This is a genomic window from Cellulomonas wangsupingiae (assembly GCF_024508275.1).
In the GTDB taxonomy this organism is placed as follows: Bacteria; Actinomycetota; Actinomycetes; order Actinomycetales; family Cellulomonadaceae; genus Cellulomonas; species Cellulomonas wangsupingiae.
Window position 1 is genome coordinate 842,447 of the sequence record NZ_CP101989.1, and the last position, 18,087, is coordinate 860,533.

Annotated in this window: 19 protein-coding genes and 1 tRNA gene; 10 read left to right on the top strand and 10 right to left on the bottom strand. The window is 71.7% G+C overall.

The features are described 5' to 3' along the window. Positions 1–63: 63 nt before the first annotated feature. Entirely contained in the window at positions 64–1,380 is a 1,317-nt protein-coding gene (locus NP075_RS04045; RefSeq protein ID WP_227564002.1) for a CAP domain-containing protein, read from the top strand. Between the two features lie 48 nt (positions 1,381–1,428). Here NP075_RS04045 and rocD read toward each other — a convergent pair whose 3' ends face one another. The 3 genes from rocD to NP075_RS04060 form a co-directional block, all read right to left on the bottom strand. After that, positions 1,429–2,658 (bottom strand): ornithine--oxo-acid transaminase, encoded by a 1,230-nt coding sequence (gene rocD, locus NP075_RS04050; RefSeq protein WP_227564003.1) that lies wholly within the window; start codon positions 2,656–2,658, stop codon positions 1,429–1,431. Continuing rightward, positions 2,655–3,482, bottom strand: a complete 828-nt coding sequence (ddaH, locus tag NP075_RS04055; RefSeq protein WP_227564004.1) for a dimethylargininase — start codon at positions 3,480–3,482, stop codon at positions 2,655–2,657. The genes rocD and ddaH overlap by 4 nt, the downstream gene beginning before the upstream one ends. Positions 3,483–3,620: 138 nt before the next feature. Further along, on the bottom strand, positions 3,621–4,097 hold the full coding sequence (locus tag NP075_RS04060) for an SRPBCC family protein (protein WP_227564005.1): 477 nt from the start codon (positions 4,095–4,097) through the stop codon (positions 3,621–3,623). A gap of 33 nt (positions 4,098–4,130) precedes the next feature. Between NP075_RS04060 and NP075_RS04065 the strand changes: the two genes are divergently transcribed. Beyond that, positions 4,131–5,123 (top strand): aldo/keto reductase, encoded by a 993-nt coding sequence (locus NP075_RS04065; RefSeq protein WP_227564006.1) that lies wholly within the window; start codon positions 4,131–4,133, stop codon positions 5,121–5,123. A 31-nt stretch (positions 5,124–5,154) separates the two neighbouring features. On the opposite strand, the gene NP075_RS04070 is transcribed toward NP075_RS04065, so the two are convergent. Then, positions 5,155–5,901 (bottom strand): hypothetical protein, encoded by a 747-nt coding sequence (locus NP075_RS04070; protein WP_227564007.1) that lies wholly within the window; start codon positions 5,899–5,901, stop codon positions 5,155–5,157. Further along, positions 5,901–6,368 (bottom strand): OsmC family protein, encoded by a 468-nt coding sequence (locus NP075_RS04075; RefSeq protein ID WP_227564008.1) that lies wholly within the window; start codon positions 6,366–6,368, stop codon positions 5,901–5,903. Before NP075_RS04075 ends, NP075_RS04070 begins: the two co-directional genes overlap by 1 nt. Before the next feature lie 190 nt (positions 6,369–6,558). On the opposite strand from NP075_RS04075, the gene NP075_RS04080 reads away from it, so the two are divergent. Both NP075_RS04080 and NP075_RS04085 read left to right on the top strand, forming a co-directional pair. Further along, complete coding sequence (locus tag NP075_RS04080) at positions 6,559–6,966, top strand: transferase (RefSeq protein ID WP_227564010.1); 408 nt, start codon at positions 6,559–6,561, stop codon at positions 6,964–6,966. A gap of 63 nt (positions 6,967–7,029) precedes the next feature. Next, complete coding sequence (locus NP075_RS04085) at positions 7,030–7,701, top strand: AIM24 family protein (RefSeq protein ID WP_227564011.1); 672 nt, start codon at positions 7,030–7,032, stop codon at positions 7,699–7,701. Between the two features lie 11 nt (positions 7,702–7,712). Here the strand turns inward: NP075_RS04085 and NP075_RS04090 are convergent, their stop codons facing one another. Further along, the gene (locus NP075_RS04090) at positions 7,713–8,090 is read right to left on the bottom strand and encodes a DivIVA domain-containing protein (RefSeq protein WP_227564012.1); all 378 of its coding nucleotides are present in this window, start codon (positions 8,088–8,090) and stop codon (positions 7,713–7,715) included. A 121-nt stretch (positions 8,091–8,211) separates the two neighbouring features. Continuing rightward, on the bottom strand, positions 8,212–10,119 hold the full coding sequence (locus NP075_RS04095; RefSeq protein WP_227564014.1) for a BCCT family transporter: 1,908 nt from the start codon (positions 10,117–10,119) through the stop codon (positions 8,212–8,214). A gap of 182 nt (positions 10,120–10,301) precedes the next feature. Here NP075_RS04095 and NP075_RS04100 point away from each other — a divergent pair, with 182 nt between their 5' ends. Next, a complete protein-coding gene (locus tag NP075_RS04100) occupies positions 10,302–11,288 on the top strand; it encodes a squalene cyclase (RefSeq protein ID WP_227564016.1) in 987 nt (328 codons plus the stop codon). On the opposite strand, the gene NP075_RS04105 is transcribed toward NP075_RS04100, so the two are convergent. Next, complete coding sequence (locus NP075_RS04105; protein ID WP_227564017.1) at positions 11,221–11,940, bottom strand: hypothetical protein; 720 nt, start codon at positions 11,938–11,940, stop codon at positions 11,221–11,223. The two genes, NP075_RS04100 and NP075_RS04105, sit on opposite strands and share 68 nt — an antisense overlap. Before the next feature lie 397 nt (positions 11,941–12,337). Between NP075_RS04105 and NP075_RS04110 the strand changes: the two genes are divergently transcribed. Beyond that, positions 12,338–12,410, top strand: a tRNA-Arg gene (locus NP075_RS04110). 120 nt (positions 12,411–12,530) lie between these two features. On the opposite strand, the gene NP075_RS04115 is transcribed toward NP075_RS04110, so the two are convergent. Then, positions 12,531–12,944 carry a hypothetical protein gene (locus NP075_RS04115; RefSeq protein WP_227564019.1) on the bottom strand — a complete coding sequence of 138 codons (414 nt, stop codon included), beginning with the start codon at positions 12,942–12,944 and terminating at the stop codon, positions 12,531–12,533. A 343-nt stretch (positions 12,945–13,287) separates the two neighbouring features. On the opposite strand from NP075_RS04115, the gene NP075_RS04120 reads away from it, so the two are divergent. The 4 genes from NP075_RS04120 (at position 13,288) to NP075_RS04135 (ending at position 16,825) form a co-directional block, all read left to right on the top strand. Beyond that, a complete protein-coding gene (locus NP075_RS04120) occupies positions 13,288–14,175 on the top strand; it encodes a hypothetical protein (protein ID WP_227564020.1) in 888 nt (295 codons plus the stop codon). Between the two features lie 420 nt (positions 14,176–14,595). After that, positions 14,596–15,663 carry a hypothetical protein gene (locus NP075_RS04125; protein ID WP_227564021.1) on the top strand — a complete coding sequence of 356 codons (1,068 nt, stop codon included), beginning with the start codon at positions 14,596–14,598 and terminating at the stop codon, positions 15,661–15,663. Between the two features lie 39 nt (positions 15,664–15,702). Next, a complete protein-coding gene (locus NP075_RS04130; protein WP_227564022.1) occupies positions 15,703–16,191 on the top strand; it encodes a DUF4231 domain-containing protein in 489 nt (162 codons plus the stop codon). 1 nt (position 16,192) lies between these two features. Further along, on the top strand, positions 16,193–16,825 hold the full coding sequence (locus tag NP075_RS04135) for a GTP cyclohydrolase II (RefSeq protein WP_227564023.1): 633 nt from the start codon (positions 16,193–16,195) through the stop codon (positions 16,823–16,825). A 350-nt stretch (positions 16,826–17,175) separates the two neighbouring features. Here NP075_RS04135 and NP075_RS04140 read toward each other — a convergent pair whose 3' ends face one another. After that, the gene (locus NP075_RS04140) at positions 17,176–18,036 is read right to left on the bottom strand and encodes a nucleotidyl transferase AbiEii/AbiGii toxin family protein (protein ID WP_227564024.1); all 861 of its coding nucleotides are present in this window, start codon (positions 18,034–18,036) and stop codon (positions 17,176–17,178) included. Positions 18,037–18,087: the final 51 nt, after the last annotated feature.

The window sequence follows — 18,087 nt, forward strand, 5'->3', positions numbered from 1 at the left end:
CACGTCGGACGCTGCACGTGCCGATGTGTCGTGAAGACGCGACCACGCCTACGGGGGGGACCGATGAGCGGACGGCAGGACACCGGCGCGCGCCGGCAGAGCGGCCAGGACGGGACGACCGGCACGGCAGCGCTCGCGCCGGCCCCACCGGGTGCCTCGGCGGCCGACGCCACCCCGCCGGTCGCGGTCGGCACGGCGCCGGGAACGGCCGCGCCGCTGATCCCGACGCAGGCAGGTCACGCGGTGTCCGCACCCGTGCCCGTCGTCCCGGCCCGCCTCACGGCCCTGCCGACCCAGTCCGCCCCACCGGCGCTCTCCGCGCCCGTGCCGGTCGTGGCGGACACCGCGCGCACCGCCGACGGCCCCGCCGCACAGCGGGCCGTGCGACCCCACGGACGCCAGATCGTCGCGCTGCTCACCGCCGCCGGCGTGCTCGTCTCGGCCGGCGGCGTCTGGGCGGTCCAGCAGGACCGCGCGCTGCGCGCCGACATGCAGCGGGCCGCGCAGTCCCGCGTCGACGGTGCCGTCACCGCGCTCGCGCCCGAGCTGTCCGCCGGCCGGGCGGACGGGCTCGCCGCAGGCGCCGCCGTCGCCGAGGCCCTGCGTGCCGACGCCGGTGCCTCCGGCCGCGCAGCCGTCGACCACGCGAACGCGACGCTCGCCGCGTCCGCCCAGGCCGGCGACGGCCCGCGCGGGGCGCTGCAGGCCGCCATCGGCGGCGCCGCCGGGGCGCTGGACGCGCCCGCCGTGTCGCTCACGACCCTGCGCACCACGACGGCCGCGCTCGCCGCACCCGAGCGGGCCGTCGTCGACGCGCAGGCGGCGTGGCAGGCCGCCGAGAACGCGCGCCTCGCCGCCGAGGCCGCCGCGGCGCAGGCCGCGGCCGAGGCGGCCGCGCGCAGCGCGGCCCGGAGCCCGGCGAAGGGCACGGCGCCCCGCCGGTCCGGGGGTACCGGCACCACGACGGGTGCGTCCTCGGGCGGGTCGGCGGCCGGCTCCGGCGCACCGGCGCCCGCGGAGGCCGGGCTCGCGACCGCCGGGTCCGAGGCGTCCGCGGGCGACGTCGGCGCCGCGCTCAACGCCCACCGTGCGGCCAACGGGCTCGGTGCCCTGTCGATCTCCCGGTCGGGTGCGCGCGTCGAGCACGCCATGCAGATGGCCGCGTCCAACAGCATCTGGCACTCGGGCACCCGGGCCGGGTCACCCAAGGCGCGCCCCGAGATCGTCGGGCGGGTCAGCCCGGGCAACGCGACCCGCATGATCGCCGCCTACGCGGCCTCCAGCGGGCACAACCAGCAGATGCTCGGCAGCTACTCGACGGCGTACATCGGCGCCGTGTCGTACGACGGCTGGCTGTACACGTCCATCACCTTCGGCTGACCCCACCCCACCCCGTGACATGTCGATCCAGCACGCACGCCCCGCGGGTCAGGGACCCGTCAGGGCGTCGGCCAGCCGGTCGAGGCCGGTGTCGAGGTCGGCCGGGTCGATCGTCAGCGGCGGCGCCAGACGGTTGGTGCCGCCGTGGGTGTCCTTGGCCAGGACGCCGCGTCGCAGCAGCCGCTCGCACAGCTCGCGGCCCGACGCTGGCCCGCCCGGCGACGACGGGGCGATGTCGACACCGGCCCACAGGCCGATCGTGCGGACGTCGGTCAGCAGCCCGTCGTCCACCAGGACGTCCAGCCGGTCCCCGACGCGCTCACCGAGCGCGCGCGCACGGGCCTGCAGGGTGCCGGGCGTCAGCAGGTCGATGACGGCGAGGCCCACCGCGCAGGCCAGCGGGTTGCCGCCGAACGTCGAGCCGTGCGTCCCCGCCGTCAGGACCTCGAGGACGTCGGCGCGCCCCACCACCGCCGAGACGGGCAGGATCCCGCCGCCGAGCGCCTTGCCGAGCGTCACGACGTCGGGCCGCACGTCGAACCGCTCGCTCGCCAGCGTGGCACCGCTGCGCCCCAGCCCCGACTGGATCTCGTCGGCCACGAGCAGCACGCCCGCGTCGTCGCACACCCGTCGCGCGGCCGCGAGGTAGTCCAGCGGCGGCACGACGACGCCCTGCTCGCCCTGCACGGGCTCCAGGAGCACCGCGACCGTCGTCTCGTCGACCGCGGCGGCGAGCCTGCGGGCGTCGCCGTACGGCACGGTGACGAACCCCGGCGTGAACGGCCCGAACCCGCGGCGCGCGTCCGGGTCGGAGGAGAACGACACGATCGTCGTCGTCCGACCGTGGAAGTTGCCCTCGGCGACGACGACGGTCGCCCGGTCCGCCGGGACGCCCCGCACCTCGTAGCCCCACTTGCGGGCCGCCTTGAGGGCCGTCTCCACGGCCTCCGCGCCGGTGTTCATCGGCAGCACCAGGTGCGACGTGCCCGTGAGCAGCGGGCCGACCAGCCCGACGAGGGCCTGCGCGAACGGCTCCAGCAGCTCGTGGTCGAACGCGCGTGACGTGAGCGTCAGCCGGTCGAGCTGCGCCTGCGCCGCCGCCACCAGCGCCGGGTGCCGGTGCCCGAAGTTCAGGGCCGAGTACCCGGCGAGCAGGTCGAGGTACCGGCGTCCCGCCGTGTCGGTGACCCACGACCCTTCACCCGTCGCCAGCGTGACCGGCAGCGGGTGGTAGTTCGGGGCGAGCGCGGACCCCGTCACGGCGGGAGGGGTGGTCACGTCCGGATCTCCAGCGTGCAGCACTTGGCTCCGCCGCCGCCCTTGAGCAGCTCGGACGTGTCGACCGGCAGCGGTTCGTACCCGCGCTCCCGCAGCTGCGCCGCGAGGTGCGTCGCCCGCGGTGCCACGACGACGTGCAGGCCGTCGGACACGGCGTTGAGGCCGAGCGCGGCCGCGTCGTCGTCGTCCGCGAGGACCGCGTCGGGGAACAGCCGGGCCAGGACGTCGCGCGAGCCGGGGGAGAACGCCGGCGGGTAGTACGCGATCTGCGGGTCGCGCGGGTCCGACGACAGGACCGCCAGCGCGGTGTCCAGGTGGTAGTACCGCGGGTCGACGAGCTCCAGGGAGACGACGGGACGCCCGAAGAGCTCCTGCGCCTCGGCGTGCGCGGGACGCTCGGTACGGAACCCGGTGCCCGCCAGGACGAGATCCCCGGCGACCAGCATGTCGCCCTCGCCCTCGTTGGTGGCCGCCGCGGTGTGCGTGACGTACCCCCGGTCCGCGAACCACTTCTGGTACGCGGGGCCCTCCGGCTGGCGCTCCGGGTACAGGAAGCGCGCCGAGTAGACGATGCCGCCGACGACGGTCGCGCCGTTCGCCGCGTACACCATGTCCGGCAGGCCGGGGAGCGGGTCGATGGTGTCGACGGTGTGCCCCAGGTCGAGGTACGTGTCGCGCAGCGTGCGCCACTGCCGGACCGCCAGCTCGGTGTCGGTCGTGCGGGTCCGGTCCATCCACGGGTTGATCTCGTAGGAGACGGTGTAGTGCGTGGGCTCGCACATCAGGTAGTGCCGGGGCGTGGCGCCGGGGGCGTACGCGGTCATCGGGCTCCTCGGGGAGGCAGGTCGCGGGGACGGCAGGACACGAGCGTACGAGCGGCGCGGCGGAACAGCGGTGAGGTCAGGGTGCAGGTCGGCGCGCCCTGCGACCCACGACCAAGGACCCGCTCGGGGTCGGCCGGCTCAGGGGTGCGGCAGGTCTGCCGCGGCGCGACGGAGGACCATGCGGAGCATGGCGCGCAGCAGCGGGGACGTCGCACGGGCCGTCAGCGACGTGGGTAGCGGGCCGGCCAGCGGCACGTGCTCGGACCAGGTCACGCGGCACGTCGTCGGGGACGACGCGACGACGACGATCGTCGCGCTGCCCAGCAGGACCGGGCCCTGCTTGGTGAACACGGCGACCCCGGGGAGCCGGCCGGGGGCGTCGTACCGCGTGACGACCATCCGGTCGACGAGTCCCGGCAGGCCGCGACGCGCGCCGGGGCCGGACACCGCGACGACGTGCTGCCCGACGCGCGGGGGCCCGTCGGTCAGGATGCGCGTCATCGGCACCCACTGCCCGTGCCGGCGCGTGTCGGTCAGGATCCGCCACGCGACGTCGGCCGGCACCGGCAGCGCGCGTGTCACCGTGGCCGTGCCGGGCTCCGTCGGACCTGTCATCCGTCGATCCTCGCGCGGGGTAGCGTCGTCCGCATGCAGACGCGAGTGCTGGGACGTACGGGTCGTGAGGTCGGGGTCGTGGGGCTGGGCTGCTGGCAGCTCGGTGGTGACTGGGGGGTCGTGGCCGACGACACCGCGCTGACGGTGCTCGAGGCGGCGGTCGACTCCGGTGTGACGTTCCTCGACACGGCGGACGTGTACGGCGACGGGCGCTCGGAGCGGACCATCGGGCAGTTCCTCGCCTCGCGCCCGGACGTCGCGGAGCGCGTGACGGTCGCGACGAAGATGGGCCGTCGCTCGAACCCGCACGAGCCCGCGGCGTACACGTACGACGCGTTCTGCCGGTGGACCGACCGCAGCCGCGAGAACCTGCGCACCGACACGCTCGACCTGGTGCAGCTGCACTGCCCGCCCACGCCGGTGTTCCGCACCGAGGCGGTCTACGACGCGCTGGACCGGATCGTCGAGGACGGCCGCGCGGCCGCCTACGGCGTCTCGGTGGAGACGGTCGACGAGGCGCTCGCGGCCATCGCGCGCCCGCACGTGGCGACGGTGCAGATCATCCTCAACGTCTTCCGGCGCAAGCCGCTCGAGAAGGTGCTGCCCGCGGCGGCCGAGGCGGGCGTCGGCATCATCGCGCGCGTGCCGCTGGCCTCGGGCCTGCTGTCCGGCCGGTACGACGAGAGCACGCAGTTCGCCCCCGACGACCACCGTGCGTTCAACCGGCGTGGCGAGGCCTTCGACGTCGGCGAGACGTTCGCCGGCGTGCCGTTCGAGGTGGGGGTGGCGGCGGCCCGCGAGGTCGCGGCGCTGACACCGTCCGGCATGACGACGGCCCAGCTGGCGCTGAAGTGGATCACGCAGCAGCCCGGTGTGTCCGTCGTCATCCCCGGTGCGCGGACCCCCGAGCAGGCGCGGGCCAATGCGGCGACCGACGCCTTCCCCGACCTGTCGGCCGACACGCTGGCCGCGCTCGAGGAGATCTACGACCGCGACGTGCGCGAGCACGTGCACGGCCGCTGGTGAGCCCTGCGCCGTCGGCCGCAGGCGTGGCGCCTCAGCGCCGTCGGCCGAGGGACCGGCGCTGGCGGGGGGTGTCGGGCTGGTCGGGGCCGCCCGGCAGCGCCCGGGCTTCCGCGTCCGCGGACACGCCCTCGACGACGCGCGGGAACGTGGCCGGCGCGGGCCCGAACGCGGTGCGCGCGCCCTTGACGACCGTCTGACCGAGGGCGCGTCCGCCGGCGACGCCGATCGCGGCGCCGATCCCGTAGGGCGCGAGCCGGCCCAGCGCGACCCCACCGAAGCGCGCGGCCTGCTTGCGCAGGAGCCTGCGCGTGAGCTGGTTGTTCACCTTCTTGACGGTGCCCATGGGCATGCGGGTGAGCAGCAGCCTGCCGGCACGGACCGTCGCGACCTCGGCGGCGTCGCCGACCATCTTGGCGCCGGACTCTCCCAGCAGGGTCGCCAGGAGCAGCCCTTTGCGGCGCTCGGTGTCGGCGACCTCGATGCCGTGCACCGACGCGACGGCCAGCGAGAACGCGGCCGACGCACCGAAGAACGTGGCGACGTCGCTGACGGTGAGGGCCGTCGCGAGCCCCGTGCCGACGATCGGCGCGGCGGCCGCCGCACCCACGGCGCCGCCGGTGCCGGCGACGACGAGCAGGTACTCCTTCTCCAGGAGCCGGATGACCTCGTCCGGCCCGGCACCGGGGTTGCGGCGCTTCACGCTCTCGACGTGGGCGTGGATGGTCGCCGACGGGATCGTCACCGCCTTGTCGAGGGCGGCCTGCACGAGGCGCGGCATCAGCGCTCCCCGGCGACGGTGAGAGTGGTGGTCGCGCCGTGCTCGAGCGTGCGTCCCACGGTGCAGTGCTGCTCGACGGCGCGGTGCACGACGGTCAGCAGGCGCTCGCGCGCGGCGTCGTCGAGGCCGGACAGGTCGACCTCGAGGACCTCGGTGAGGGCGGGGTAGCGGTCCTCGGTCGGGTGCGCGAGCCCGCCGACGCGGATCGTCACCGGCACGTCGTCGCCGAGCCGGCGCGCCAGCGCCGCGTCGCTCGACAGGCCGGTGCACGCCCCCAGCGCGATCTTCAGCAGCTCACCGGGGGTGAAGGCGTCCGGGTCGCCCAGCGACCCGATCCGCACCTCGCCGCCGCGCGAGCTGCGCCCCACGTACTGGCGCGTTCCCGTGCGCTCGAGCCACAGCTCGGTCCCGTCCGCGTTGGCCAGCGGGTCCGCGCCGACGTCCTGCACGTCCTGGTCGGTCGTCATGCGCCCGATCCTCGCACGCACCCTGGACCCGCGCCCTGCGACGGGGTCGCGCCGGGGCTGAGCAGGGCGAGCCCGTCGGACCCCGCGGTGCCGGCCGCCGGGCGTGCACCCCGTGCACCCTGCGTGAAGGTCGTGTGACAGCCCTTCCGCCGGGAACACGTCGTGGGGTCGGATCGTTTTGATGATCAGGATGAAGAGATACGAGGAACTCGAGACAGAGGACGGCAAGGTCGTCCGCTACCAGCGACACGGCAACGGCGGCGGACTCGTCGCCAAGGGCGCGCAGGTCGATGCGACCGCCTACGTGGCCGACTCCGCGTGGGTCGACCCGGGCGCCGTCATCGAGGCCGGTGCGTCGGTCGGCAAGTTCTGCTGGGTCGAGCCCGGCGCGGTCGTGCAGCAGCACGCGCGGCTCGGCTCGCACGTGCACGTCGGCCGCGACGCGGTCGTCGGGCGCGGCGCCCGCCTGGGGGTGCGTGCCGACGTCGGCTCGGGGGCGCGGCTCGACGCCGGCCTGGTCGTGGAGCCGGAGGCGCGGGTCGCCGACGGTGAGCACGTCCAGCGCACCGGCTTCCCGCCGCACGTGCTCGCCGCCTGAGCACGCGGCGCGCACGGGTGACGTGCGGGCGGCAAGCCGCCCGCGCAGGGCAGGATGTGCGCCATGCGTAGCGACATCTTCGACCAGTCCAACCTCGAGGTGGCGACGGGCCAGCGGTTCGTCCTGCAGAACCCGAAGATGCTCAAGGTGACCCTGGGCGAGCCCGTGCTGGCCGCCAAGGGCGCGATGGTCGCGTACCAGGGCAGCGTGCAGTTCCACCACAAGGGCTCCGACTCGCTCGCCAAGTTCGTCAAGCGCGCCGTCAGCTCCGACGACCAGGCGCTCATGACGGTCGCGGGCCAGGGCGAGGTGTTCTTCGCCCGGTTCGCGGAGGACGTGTTCCTCATCCAGCTCGAGGGTGACGCCATCAGCGTGGGCGGCTCGTCGCTGCTCGCGTTCGACGCGGCCCTGCAGTGGGACCTGCACCGCACCCGCGGCGCCGGGATGATGACCGGCGGCATGTTCAACACCCTCATCCACGGGCACGGGTCGGTCGCGCTGTCGTCGCACGGCAAGCCCGTCATCCTCGACTGCTCGCAGCAGCCCACGTTCGTCGACCCCAACGCCGCGGTCTGCTGGTCGGCCAACCTCGTGCCCGACGTGGTGTCGAGCATGAACATGTCGTCGCTGCTGCGCGGCGGCTCGGGCGAGGCGTTCCAGTACAAGTTCCACGGCCCGGGCTTCGTCGTCGTGCAGCCGTCGGAGGGCATCGCCGGGATCGTGCAGCCGGGCTGACGCGCCCGCGGTCAGGCGCCGAACACGCGGCGCCACCAGCCCTGACGCTCCGGGACGAGGCCGGGCACGGTCGTCCCGCCGCCCGGCGGGGCCGCGACCGGGACGGGCAGGGCGGTGACTGCGCCGTGCGCCTGGAGCGTCGTCACGACGTCCTGGAGCAGGTCGTCGACCGGGCCCTGGGCGTACCCCTCGCGGAACCTCGTCACCTGGAACCGCGCGTCGCCCACGTCGTCCGCGGTGACGGTGACGGCCGACGGCTGCCCGGACTCGACCGCCCGGAGCGTCGCGACGACCCTGTCGAGGAGGTCGTCCACGTCGGACTGCTCGTAGCCCTCGGCGAACTTGGTGGTGGCGAGCCTGGCGTGCAGGACGTTCTCGGCGCTGAGCATGGGGCGATGGTGCCACCGGGCGCAGGGGGGTGCCGGTCCTGACGGGCGTCGGAGGGCACCAGGAGTGCAGGACGCGCCCGGGGACCGGCGCCGCTGCGGCAGCCGGTCCCCGGAGGCGTCGTCAGGTGAGCGCGTGGTCCTTGCGGTCGTTGGTGCCCCGTTCGTCCCCGTCGCCGTCCGTCCCGGCCTGCTCGTCCGGCTGGTACCAGTCGGTGAGCACCGGGTCGTCGGTGTCGAGCCAGGCGCCCGCACCCTCGTCGGGCTCGGTGGGCACGACGCCGACGACGAAGTCGTCGCCGTGCTCCTCGATCCCGGCGCGCACGCCCTGCTCGAGCGCCTCGCGGGCGTAGCGCCGGCGCAGCGTGAGCGGGTCGCGGGCGAGGTCCTTCGCCCAGGCGACCATCACGAGGATGATCACGAAGGCGAACGGCAGAGCGGCGACCATCATGAGGCTCTGCAGGCCGGTGAGCGCGATCTGCCCGCCACCGACGAGCAGGACGGCGGCGATCGCCGCGAGCGCGACGCCCCACAGCACCGTCGTCCAGCGCCGGGGCTCGGGGTTGCCCTGCTCGGAGAGGCTGGCCATCACGATGGACGCCGAGTCGGCGCTGGTGACGAAGAAGATGACGATCGAGACGATCGCGAGCACGCAGGTCACCGCCCCGAAGGGCAGCTCCCGCAGCAGCAGGAACAGCATGTCCTGACCGGAGTCGGCCTCGCTGATCCCGGCGCCGGTCTGCTCCAGCCACATGGTGGTGCCGCCGACGACGGTGAACCACACCAGGCACACGGCGCTGGGGACGACGATGACGGCGGTGACGAACTCACGCAGGGTGCGGCCGCGGCTGATCTTGGCGATGAACATGCCGACGAAGGGCGTCCACGACACCCACCACGCCCAGTAGTAGGTCGACCACGCGCTCATGAAGTCCTGCGCCCCGGGCGCGGAGGCGGCGGACTGTCCCATCATCGCCGGCAGCTCACCGACGAAGGTCATGAGGGCGCCGGGGATGAGGTTGAGCAGCAGCACCGTGGGGCCGGCGACCAGGATGAACAGCCCGAGGAGACCGGCGACCGCCATGTTGATGTTGGACAGCGCCCGGATGCCCCGCTTCAGGCCCGAGACGGCCGACAGGATGAACGCGATCGAGAGCACCGCGATGATCCCCACGACGGCCGCGTTGCCCATGGGGCCGATGCCCGCGACGAGCTCGACGCCACGACCGATCTGCAGCGCACCGATGCCCAGCGACACCGCGGTGCCGAACAGGGTGACCACGATCGCGAAGATGTCGACGACCTTGCCGAGCGCGCCGTGGGTGCGCTGGCCGAAGATCGGCTCGAGCAGCGCCGACATCAGCGGCGTGCGGCCCTTGCGGTACGCGGCGTACGCCACGGCGCCACCGATGAGCGCGTAGAAGGCCCAGGCGACGGGGCCCCAGTGGAACAGCGTCTGGGCGAGGGCCACGTGCATGGCCTGCTCGCTGCCCGGCGCGACGCTGTCGGCGAAGACGGGCGGCGGGGACAGGAAGAACGACATGGGCTCGAGCGGGCCGTAGAACAGCAGCCCGATGCCGATGCCGGCGGAGAAGAGCATGGCGACCCAGGAGACGGTCGAGAACTCGGGGGCCTCGTCGTCCTGGCCCAGCCGCACGGCCCGGTGCCGGCCGAAGCCGATCCACATCATGAAGCCGAACACCGCCACCGTCAGGACGCCGAAGAACCAGCCGAAGTCCTCGGTGACGAAGGCGAACCCGGCGCCGGCGAACGCCGCGAGCCCCGACGGGCTGACGACCCCCCAGACGATGATCCCGGCGATGAGCCCCGCGGCGACCGCGAAGACGAGCTTGTCCAGGCCGAACCTGGGGTGCGTCTGCTCCACGCCGATCCCTGGCAGCAGGGCCGGGTGAGGGCTCCCGACGGTCTGGGGTGAGGTGACCTCCTTCAGGATCTGCGTGGCGCGTGCGCGCTGCGCGGCGGTGCGCTGACCGCCCTCGGTGTGCGTCGGTTCCGTGCGATGGTCGTTCACAACTGCCTCTCGTCGGTGGCCGGGGCCACCGGAGATGGTCGCCCGTGCGGGTGAGGGGTGCGAGCGGGTCCGCGAAACGTTGCGGAGGGTGCGAGCCGTGTCCCGCGTCACGTGACGGCCCCGCCGAAGCGCGAACGCGGCACCTCTTCCCGACGGGAGCGCCCGGGTGTTGCATGGGAGACATGACCGCGAAGGTGCCCGTCGAGTGGCTCCTGGACTCCGACCCGGCGCTGCGCTGGCAGGTCGAGAGGGACCTTCTGGACCTGCCCGAGCCGACGTGGGCGGCGACCCGGGCGCGCGTCGGTACCGAGGGCTTCGGGGCGCGGCTCCTCGCCCTGCAGGGCCTCGACGGGCAGTGGGCCGGCGGGGCGTTCTTCCCCGCGGGCTACGACTTCACGACCGCCGAGACCGCCGGCCAGCCGTGGACGGCGACGACGTGGTCCCTGAGCTCGCTGCGGGAGTGGGGGGTCGACGCCTCCGCGCTCGCCGGTACCGCCGAGCGGCTGGCCGCCCACGCCCGCTGGGAGTACGACGACCTGCCGTACTGGGGCGGCGAGGTGGACTGCTGCATCAACTCGTGGACCCTGTCCAACGGGTTGTGGCTCGGCGCGGACGTCGACGGGATCGTCGACTGGTTCCTCGAGCACCGCATGGACGACGGCGGGTGGAACTGCGAGTGGGTCGTGGGGTCGACGCGGTCGTCGTTCCACTCCACGCTCAACACGCTGAAGGGGCTGCTGGACTACGAGCAGGCGACCGGCGACCGGCAGCGCGTCCGCGAGGCGCGGCTCGCCGGCCAGGAGTACCTGCTCGCGCGGTCGCTGTTCCGCCGGCGGACGACCGCCGAGCCCGTGGCGGCCTGGGCGCTGCGGTTCGCGTACCCGTTCCGCTGGTACTACAGCGTCCTGAACGCCGCCGACTACTTCCGCTCCGCGTCCCTGCACGACGGCACGCCGCCGGACCCGCGCATGGGGGAGGCCGTCGAGCTCGTCCGCGCCGCACGACGCGACGACGGCACGTGGGAGCAGGAGCGCCGGCACCCGGGCGAGGTGTGGTTCGAGGTCGACGCGCCGGCGGGGGAGGCGTCGCGGTGGCTGACGCTCATCGGGGCGCGGGTGCTGCGGTGGTGGGACGGGTCGGCGGACGGGCTGCCGAACGGGGCCGGGTAGCGCGAGGCACCTTCCAGACGAGAAGCGCCGCCACGGCGAGTGGTACAGCTATGACCGCGTCCGACCAGGGCGCCGTGTCGTGCGAGACGTACCCGACCGCGAGCGGCCCCAGCAGCAGCACCGGCAGCGGGGCGGCCGCCATCAGCGCACCCGCGAGAGCTGATGTCCACCTCATGCCGTCACCGTCGGCCCGCATGCTCTCGCGAAGCCACCAGGCCCCGAGGAGGAGGGGGACACCGAGCGCCCAGACGAGCGCCGCAGCCGATGAGCCGGGCGCGGTCTGCGGCTGCCCCGTCACACCGGACCACCACACCTCGACTCCCAGGATCGTCAGCGACCCGGCGACCATCACCGCGATCGGGACCTGGAACCGAAGCGCCCGCCCCGCCAGGACGAACGGCAGCACAGCGGCCGCGCCCGCCAGGAGGAACATCCCCACGCCCGCGTACTGCGCGGCATCGCCGAGCGAGGTCCACGGGGCGGAGACGGACAGGTAGTCGAACTCGTGGTCCTGCAGCCGGAGGCACGCGGCCGTGTCGAAGCGTCCCCGTGGACACGCGGGCCACCACCGCTGCGCGGAGGCCGCGACGAACAGCGCGGCGGACGCCAGCAGCAGGAACGACGCAGCGGCCCGGGCTGCAATATGGGACATATCAGCGATTGAAGCGCACGCTCTCGGTCAGGACCAGGGCGCCCGGTGCCGCTCCCGCCGGCCACCCCGGAAGTCGTCGTGACTGGCGGGTCGTGCAAGAAGGGCGGACGTTGCTCGCGTTGCCCCGTCTGCTCGGCACGTAGGTGTTCCTGGTGCGGTCGCCTGGGTCGACGCGGTTCATGTGGCTGCGCCGCCTGGGTGCATCCCCGTCGCGGATCCCGCCACCGTGGCGACCGAGCGGCCGGCGCGTCCACGGTGGGCGACGCCCGGTAGGCTTGCTCCGGTCTCTGGGTGGCGCAGCACTCCTCCCGGAGTTCATGCACGGGGTCTCCCCGCCCTGGTCGACGGCTCGCGCCCGCAGCGCCGGGTCAGCGACAAGGGATCGGGCAGGTCCTGCGCGCCTGTAGCTCAGGGGATAGAGCACCGCTCTCCTAAAGCGGGTGTCGGCAGTTCGAATCTGCCCAGGCGCACAGAGTGTTATTGCAGGTCAAAGGCGATATCGGCGCCCCGACCGCCGTGGGAACTGTGTCCGATTTGCGGGCATTGGTCAGCGTGTGGTCAGCGACTTGTCTCAGGGCGTGGACGGCATGTCAAGCACGTGGACGGACGCCGGCGGACGGTCGTGGCGGAGCGTCAGTTGGGGCGCTGGCTGTGTCGCCCTGCTCTCCACTGTCCGTCGCGCGGTCCGCCATGTGCGCGGACACGATGTCGTATGCAACGTGGAGCAGCACGAGGAGAAGGCTGAGCGCACCTGCGCTGACCACGAGGTTCCTGACGGTAAGGCTGCTACCGATGACGCCGGCGAGAACAAGCATCGAGTAGACGGCTGCCGCGAAGATGAGCACCGCTGCGGCTAGGTCGTTGATCAGAACCCATCGCTGGAGCTTCCACGCCCGGTGACGACCCGCCGCTGGAAGCGGCCCGAAGACGACTCCACGCGAGACGGTCAACAAGATGAACGGGCTCGTCGTCAGCACCGCCGCGTAGAAGGCCTCGTGGTTCACAAGGACACCTTGCCTCGCACCTCCGACAGTGGTCGGCCACGGGTCTCCGCCGAGATCGCCGACAGCGGGTGTGGGCCGAACCGGCGGTCGAGATCATGGGGCTGGAGGTGTTGGCTCGAGAACTCGGTTTCGTCAGCGTGGCCTCAGCGATGCCACCGCGGTGCGCCGCGCGATGTCACCCGTCACTCCGGCGTCGCAGGGTTCGCATCTACGTCGCACATGGATTCGCACCTTGGCGTCACATATACGAGGTGCGAGAGCCGAACTCGCGGCGGAGCGAACTCGGGACTGATGGTCGCTCGCAGCGGCTCCCAGTCGTGCGATTCGGCGTAGCGTCTGCGCCATGACCAGCGCACCGACCACGGCTCCCGGCCTCGGCTCCGACGATGACCTGCCTCAGGCCACGCCCGAGTCCACCCGGGCCTCCATCGTGCTCCACACCGGGGGCGGGTACACCCGGGTGAGGCACTCCTTCGTGCAGAAGCACGAAGGCAAGAACCGGAGCTCCACGCTCGGCAAGCTCGTAAAGGAGAAGCGCCGGCGTGCCCTGGTTCTCTACCTGCTCGTGCTCACTACCTACAGCGACGAACTGCATCCCGTGTGGGCCGCCAGCGTCTGGCTCCGGGCGCTGGAGGTGCGCGACAAGCCCAACCTCACGTGGTCTCACTCCACCCTCTCCGAGACGTGGTCCGAACTGGTTCGGCTCAAGCTCGTGGCGCGACGCCGCGAGCACAGGCGGTCGCGCATCACGCCTCTACGCGAGGACCGCAAGAAGGGGGCTTACACCCGACCGGACGGCAGTGTGCCGGCGGACTACTACCTTCTCCTCCCCGGCGCGTTCTGGACCGAGCGGTGGTTCGACCGACTGTCTCTTCCGGCCTTAGCCGTGCTGCTGGTGCTTCTGAAGGAGACCGGCAAGAGCGAGGAGGTGCATCTCACGCACGCCGAGACGGCGCGCTGGTACGGCTTCTCCGAAACCACCGCGAAGAAGGGGTACCAGGAGCTGGAAGCAGCTGGGCTGGTCGCCTTCCGGGATGCGTGGGAGAAGGACGACTACGCCGAGTTTGGACGCACACGCGTCCGCTACTACCGGCTCGAGAGCCCGTTCTCCACCGCGGAACGGACTGCGGCCCGCGCCGAGGCGGACAAGGAGCGCCGGCGGCGTGCGCGCCGCGCAAGGGCTGTCGCCAAGGGTAAGGCGGTCGCGAAGCCGAAGGGGGCCCCGACATGAGCGTGCGATCGAGCCACCTCAAGCGTCGACGCGGCAAGACCGCTCAGTTCGCCCGCGAGATCCGACTGCTCGTGGCGCCAGCCCTCGGGGATTGGAGCAAGGTCCTGCAGCTGGGCCTGCTCCTGGTTCTCGTAATCGCCGTCGCTACGGCCGGGTGCATTCTCGTACTCTCAGCGGCGGGCGATGCCTGGCCCTTGGATCTGCTTCGGGCTCACAGCGGTGTACCTGGCAAGTGAGGAGCTGGATACCGGGCGCGGCTTGGGGACGGGTGACTGGACGGTGCCCAGTCTTGCGTCACCATAAGCCAGAGGCGAGGAAAACCCGAGCGTGGCGGCTGCGGTCGGCAGCGCCAGCCCGTCTCGGAGGATGGGCATCAGAGGGCATCGCGCCTAGGCTCCATCCGACGTTGAGGGAGGTGACATGGGAGTCGTCGCGATCTATGAACTTCCAGTCCCAATCTGGATCTCTACCGACGTCCTTGGAAAGCGGCTACAGAGCGGGTTTGGGCCGCTTGTGTTCGACGTCTTGATGCCTCGACAAGCTGGCGCGGTTGGCGCGCCGCCAGTACTCGAGGGCGTCGAAGCCCCAACTCGGCGAGCTGACTCGGACGAGCTCCTGATCTGGACCCAGCGTTTCGCGGCGTTCACGCCAGGCGCTGATGGCGAGTCGACGGCTTTGTTCAGGATCGTCGTACAGACGCACGATCGGGGGGAACCTGGGAACCAGCTTGACATCCTCGCCCGCATGATTGACCCCTGGTTCGACGCGGTGCGCACTTGGGTCGAGGCAGTGACCCAACAGGACCTGGACCCGAATCACCGCGTCTATGACGCGACGGTCGTCGGAGGGAACCTCACGGTCCTCGAGCCCGCTCTCACCGGCGATAGCCCCATCGGCCTCATCCTGACGACACCACGGATCACCCCGGTGGCGGGCGGTGCATGGCGCGGCATCCTTGCTCGGGTGGCTGCTGGTGACGAACCACCGCTCGAAGAGCAGTTGAGCCGCGATGCGCGGGCGGCCTTCGCGTCCCTGGCCGCTGGTGGACGTGAGTCGACCGTGTCGATCGAGCTCGGTGCGGGACCGGGGCTCGTTGACGCCGGCGTGCCTACGGGCTACCAGTTCAACTTCGAGCCTCGCGATGCCCCCGCGCTCGAGAAGGCGGGGCGGTATCTGGCTTCCCTGGCTCCGGCCGAACGCGTCACGGCATACGGGTGGCTCTCCGTGGTGGCCCGCCCCCAGCGGGGCCGCCCCGGGGTCGTGCGCATGAAGGTACTTGCTGGTTCGTCGGCACGCACCCTGCAGGTGCGGCTTAGCGATGCCGACTTCGAGATCGCCGCCGAGGCGATAGCGCGTGAGCTGGTGTTTCGTGTGTCTGGGCGGCAGGAGAAGGACGGGAATCGATACTGGCTGTACGATGCGCACGATGTCCGGTCTGTGGACGTCGCGCGCGCGTCCTCACCTCCTCCGGATGCGCTTCCGATGTGAGTGACGTACCGGGAAGTCGTTGGAGGACTCGTGGGTAGGGTGCATGGCGGCGAGCCTGACGCCAGTCGGCTGGACGGAATCATTGAAGAGCACGGTCGTGTCCTTCGGTCCATCACTCGGAAGGCGGACCGAAACAAGGACCGCGCACGCGTCGCGACCTTGCTAATGGTGGCGAGCGCCGCCCTTATTCCCGTCTTCATTGTAGCCTCAACGCAATGGTTGGAGTTCCTGCTCGGGAAACTCGTTCCCTCGGTCCTGGCGGCGACCTCGGCCTTGGTTGCTGCGTGGGTCCAAATCGAGCGCCCGCACGAGCGCTGGAGCCTCTACCGCAGGTACCAGCGGCTCCTGGAGGCTGACCTAATCCGATACCAGCGTGGCGTAGCACCGTTTGACCAGCAGCAGGCCGAAGCCATTTTTGCCGAACTGCTCGCGGATCGGCAGATCGAGCTGCACAATGAGTGGGCTGGCCTGCTTCCGCGCAGCGCCGACGTGGCAGGTCTCGCATCATCTACCGGACGGGGAGGCTGACATGGAGCATGCTGTTGCTCCGATGCGGTCTGCGTACGGCGATAGCCAACTGCATTGTTTCTCATTCGGCGCGCACGAAGAGGAAAACGTACTGTGCGTCGCCGTCGACGGCTACCTCACGAGTCGGCTGGTTCGCGTCCAAAGCGCGTGCTACACGGCTGAGATCTTTCGAAGCGTCGACTGCGACTGCCACGAGCAACTCGATCAGAGCCTGCAGCGTGTTCACGACCAGGGTGGTGTTGTCGTCTACATGCTGGCCGACGGGCGCGGCGCCGGCCTTCTCACCAAGATCCGTGGCCTCTCGCTGAATGCGAGCCGCGGTCTTGACACGTTCGACGCTTATCGCGAGCTTGGTGTAGAGCCCGATCCCCGTGACTACACGAGGATCGCGGCCGTGCTCGAGCGACTCGGGTTGCACGAGGTCAAGCTCCTTACCAACAATCCGCGCAAGGTCGAAGGGCTCCGTCGGCATGGTCTGGTGGTCGACCGCGTGCCGCTGGAGATTCCACCGACTACAGAGTCGCTGCCCTACCTGGCGACCAAGCGCCAGAAGTTCGGACACTTGTTGGAACTGGTCCCTGGCGCCTCTGAGCGAGAAGGTGTCGACAGCCCCTCGCCGGAGGTCCGCGACTAAGCGTGGTCAGCGTGTGGTCAGCGAGCACCCCGGAACGGGGTCACCGCACGAACTACCCGCATGTATTTCCGCAGGTCGGCGCGTTATCCACAATCCAAGATCGAACTCCTAAAGCGGGTGTCGGCAGTTCGAATCTGCCCAGGCGCACAGGGTGTTGTTGCAGGTCAGAGGTGGTGTGGGTGCCGGGCGCGCGATGAGGCCGTGTCGATTTGCCGGGCGTTGGCCAGCGTGTGGTCGGCGACTTGCCTCAGGACGTGGACCGCCTGTCAAGGACGTGGACGACGTCGCCGGACGGCTCGGTGTGCGGTCTGCTCGGATGCATCCGGCCGCCTCCCGTGTCTGACGGCCAATTACTGCTCCGAGGCGGCGATCTCCACGAGCCAGCCGTTCACTCGCGCGACGGCCTCGTCGAGCTGGAGTGCAACGCCACCGTCTTTGGCGGCCCGGGCGTAGTCATGTGGCCAGTGCGGGTGCGCGACAGCGACCGCCGGCCACGTGCGTGGTGTTCGCTTCAGCTTGCGCGCGTCTGCTGCACGCGCCTCGAACACGGCGCGGGTCGCCTCGGCGATCTCGGCGAGGCGCGGTGTGCCTTCGGCAGTCACCAGCTCCTGGAGCAGGATCAGGTCGACGATGTCGCGCGGACGATCGTTCACCCATGTCGGAGGGTCGTGCGGGTCGGTACAGGCGTGGATCTTCTGGGCGATCTGATAGCGCATGGCCAGCGCAGCGAGTTCGTCCGGGCCCGCGAGCCCGAAGCCGGCGAGGTCGGGGGCGATGACGGTCTCGGGCGAGTCCCCGGCGCCGCCCTCGTCTGGCGCGAGCTCGATCTGGACCTTCCGCCACGGCTGACCACGGAGGCTGACGTTGACGTACAGGCGGCGCGGCTGGATCACTCGAGTCGGCGTCCTGACGACCTCGACCTCGGAGCGCGTGAGTGTCATCGGCCCCCACGGCTCGGAGAGCGCTTCGTCGAGGGCGACGAGGAACTCGTCGATCTCTCCGCGGACGAGCCCGTCGATGTCGCTCGTCGCGCGTGCGCTATGCCGAGCCGGTGTTGGAGGAGGGTTCCGCCCTTGAGCAAGAAGGTTGGTGCGCCGGCTGCGTCGACGGCGCGTTGCAGGGCGGCGATGACGACCGTGGACGCGACGAGCCAGCCCACCCGTCCGCCGGCGGCGGGAACGCCGAGAGTGCGCTCGGCGTGGTTGATCCACTGCGACAGGATGGATACGGACGCGGGCGGGCGCGCCTTGGGCTTCAGCTCG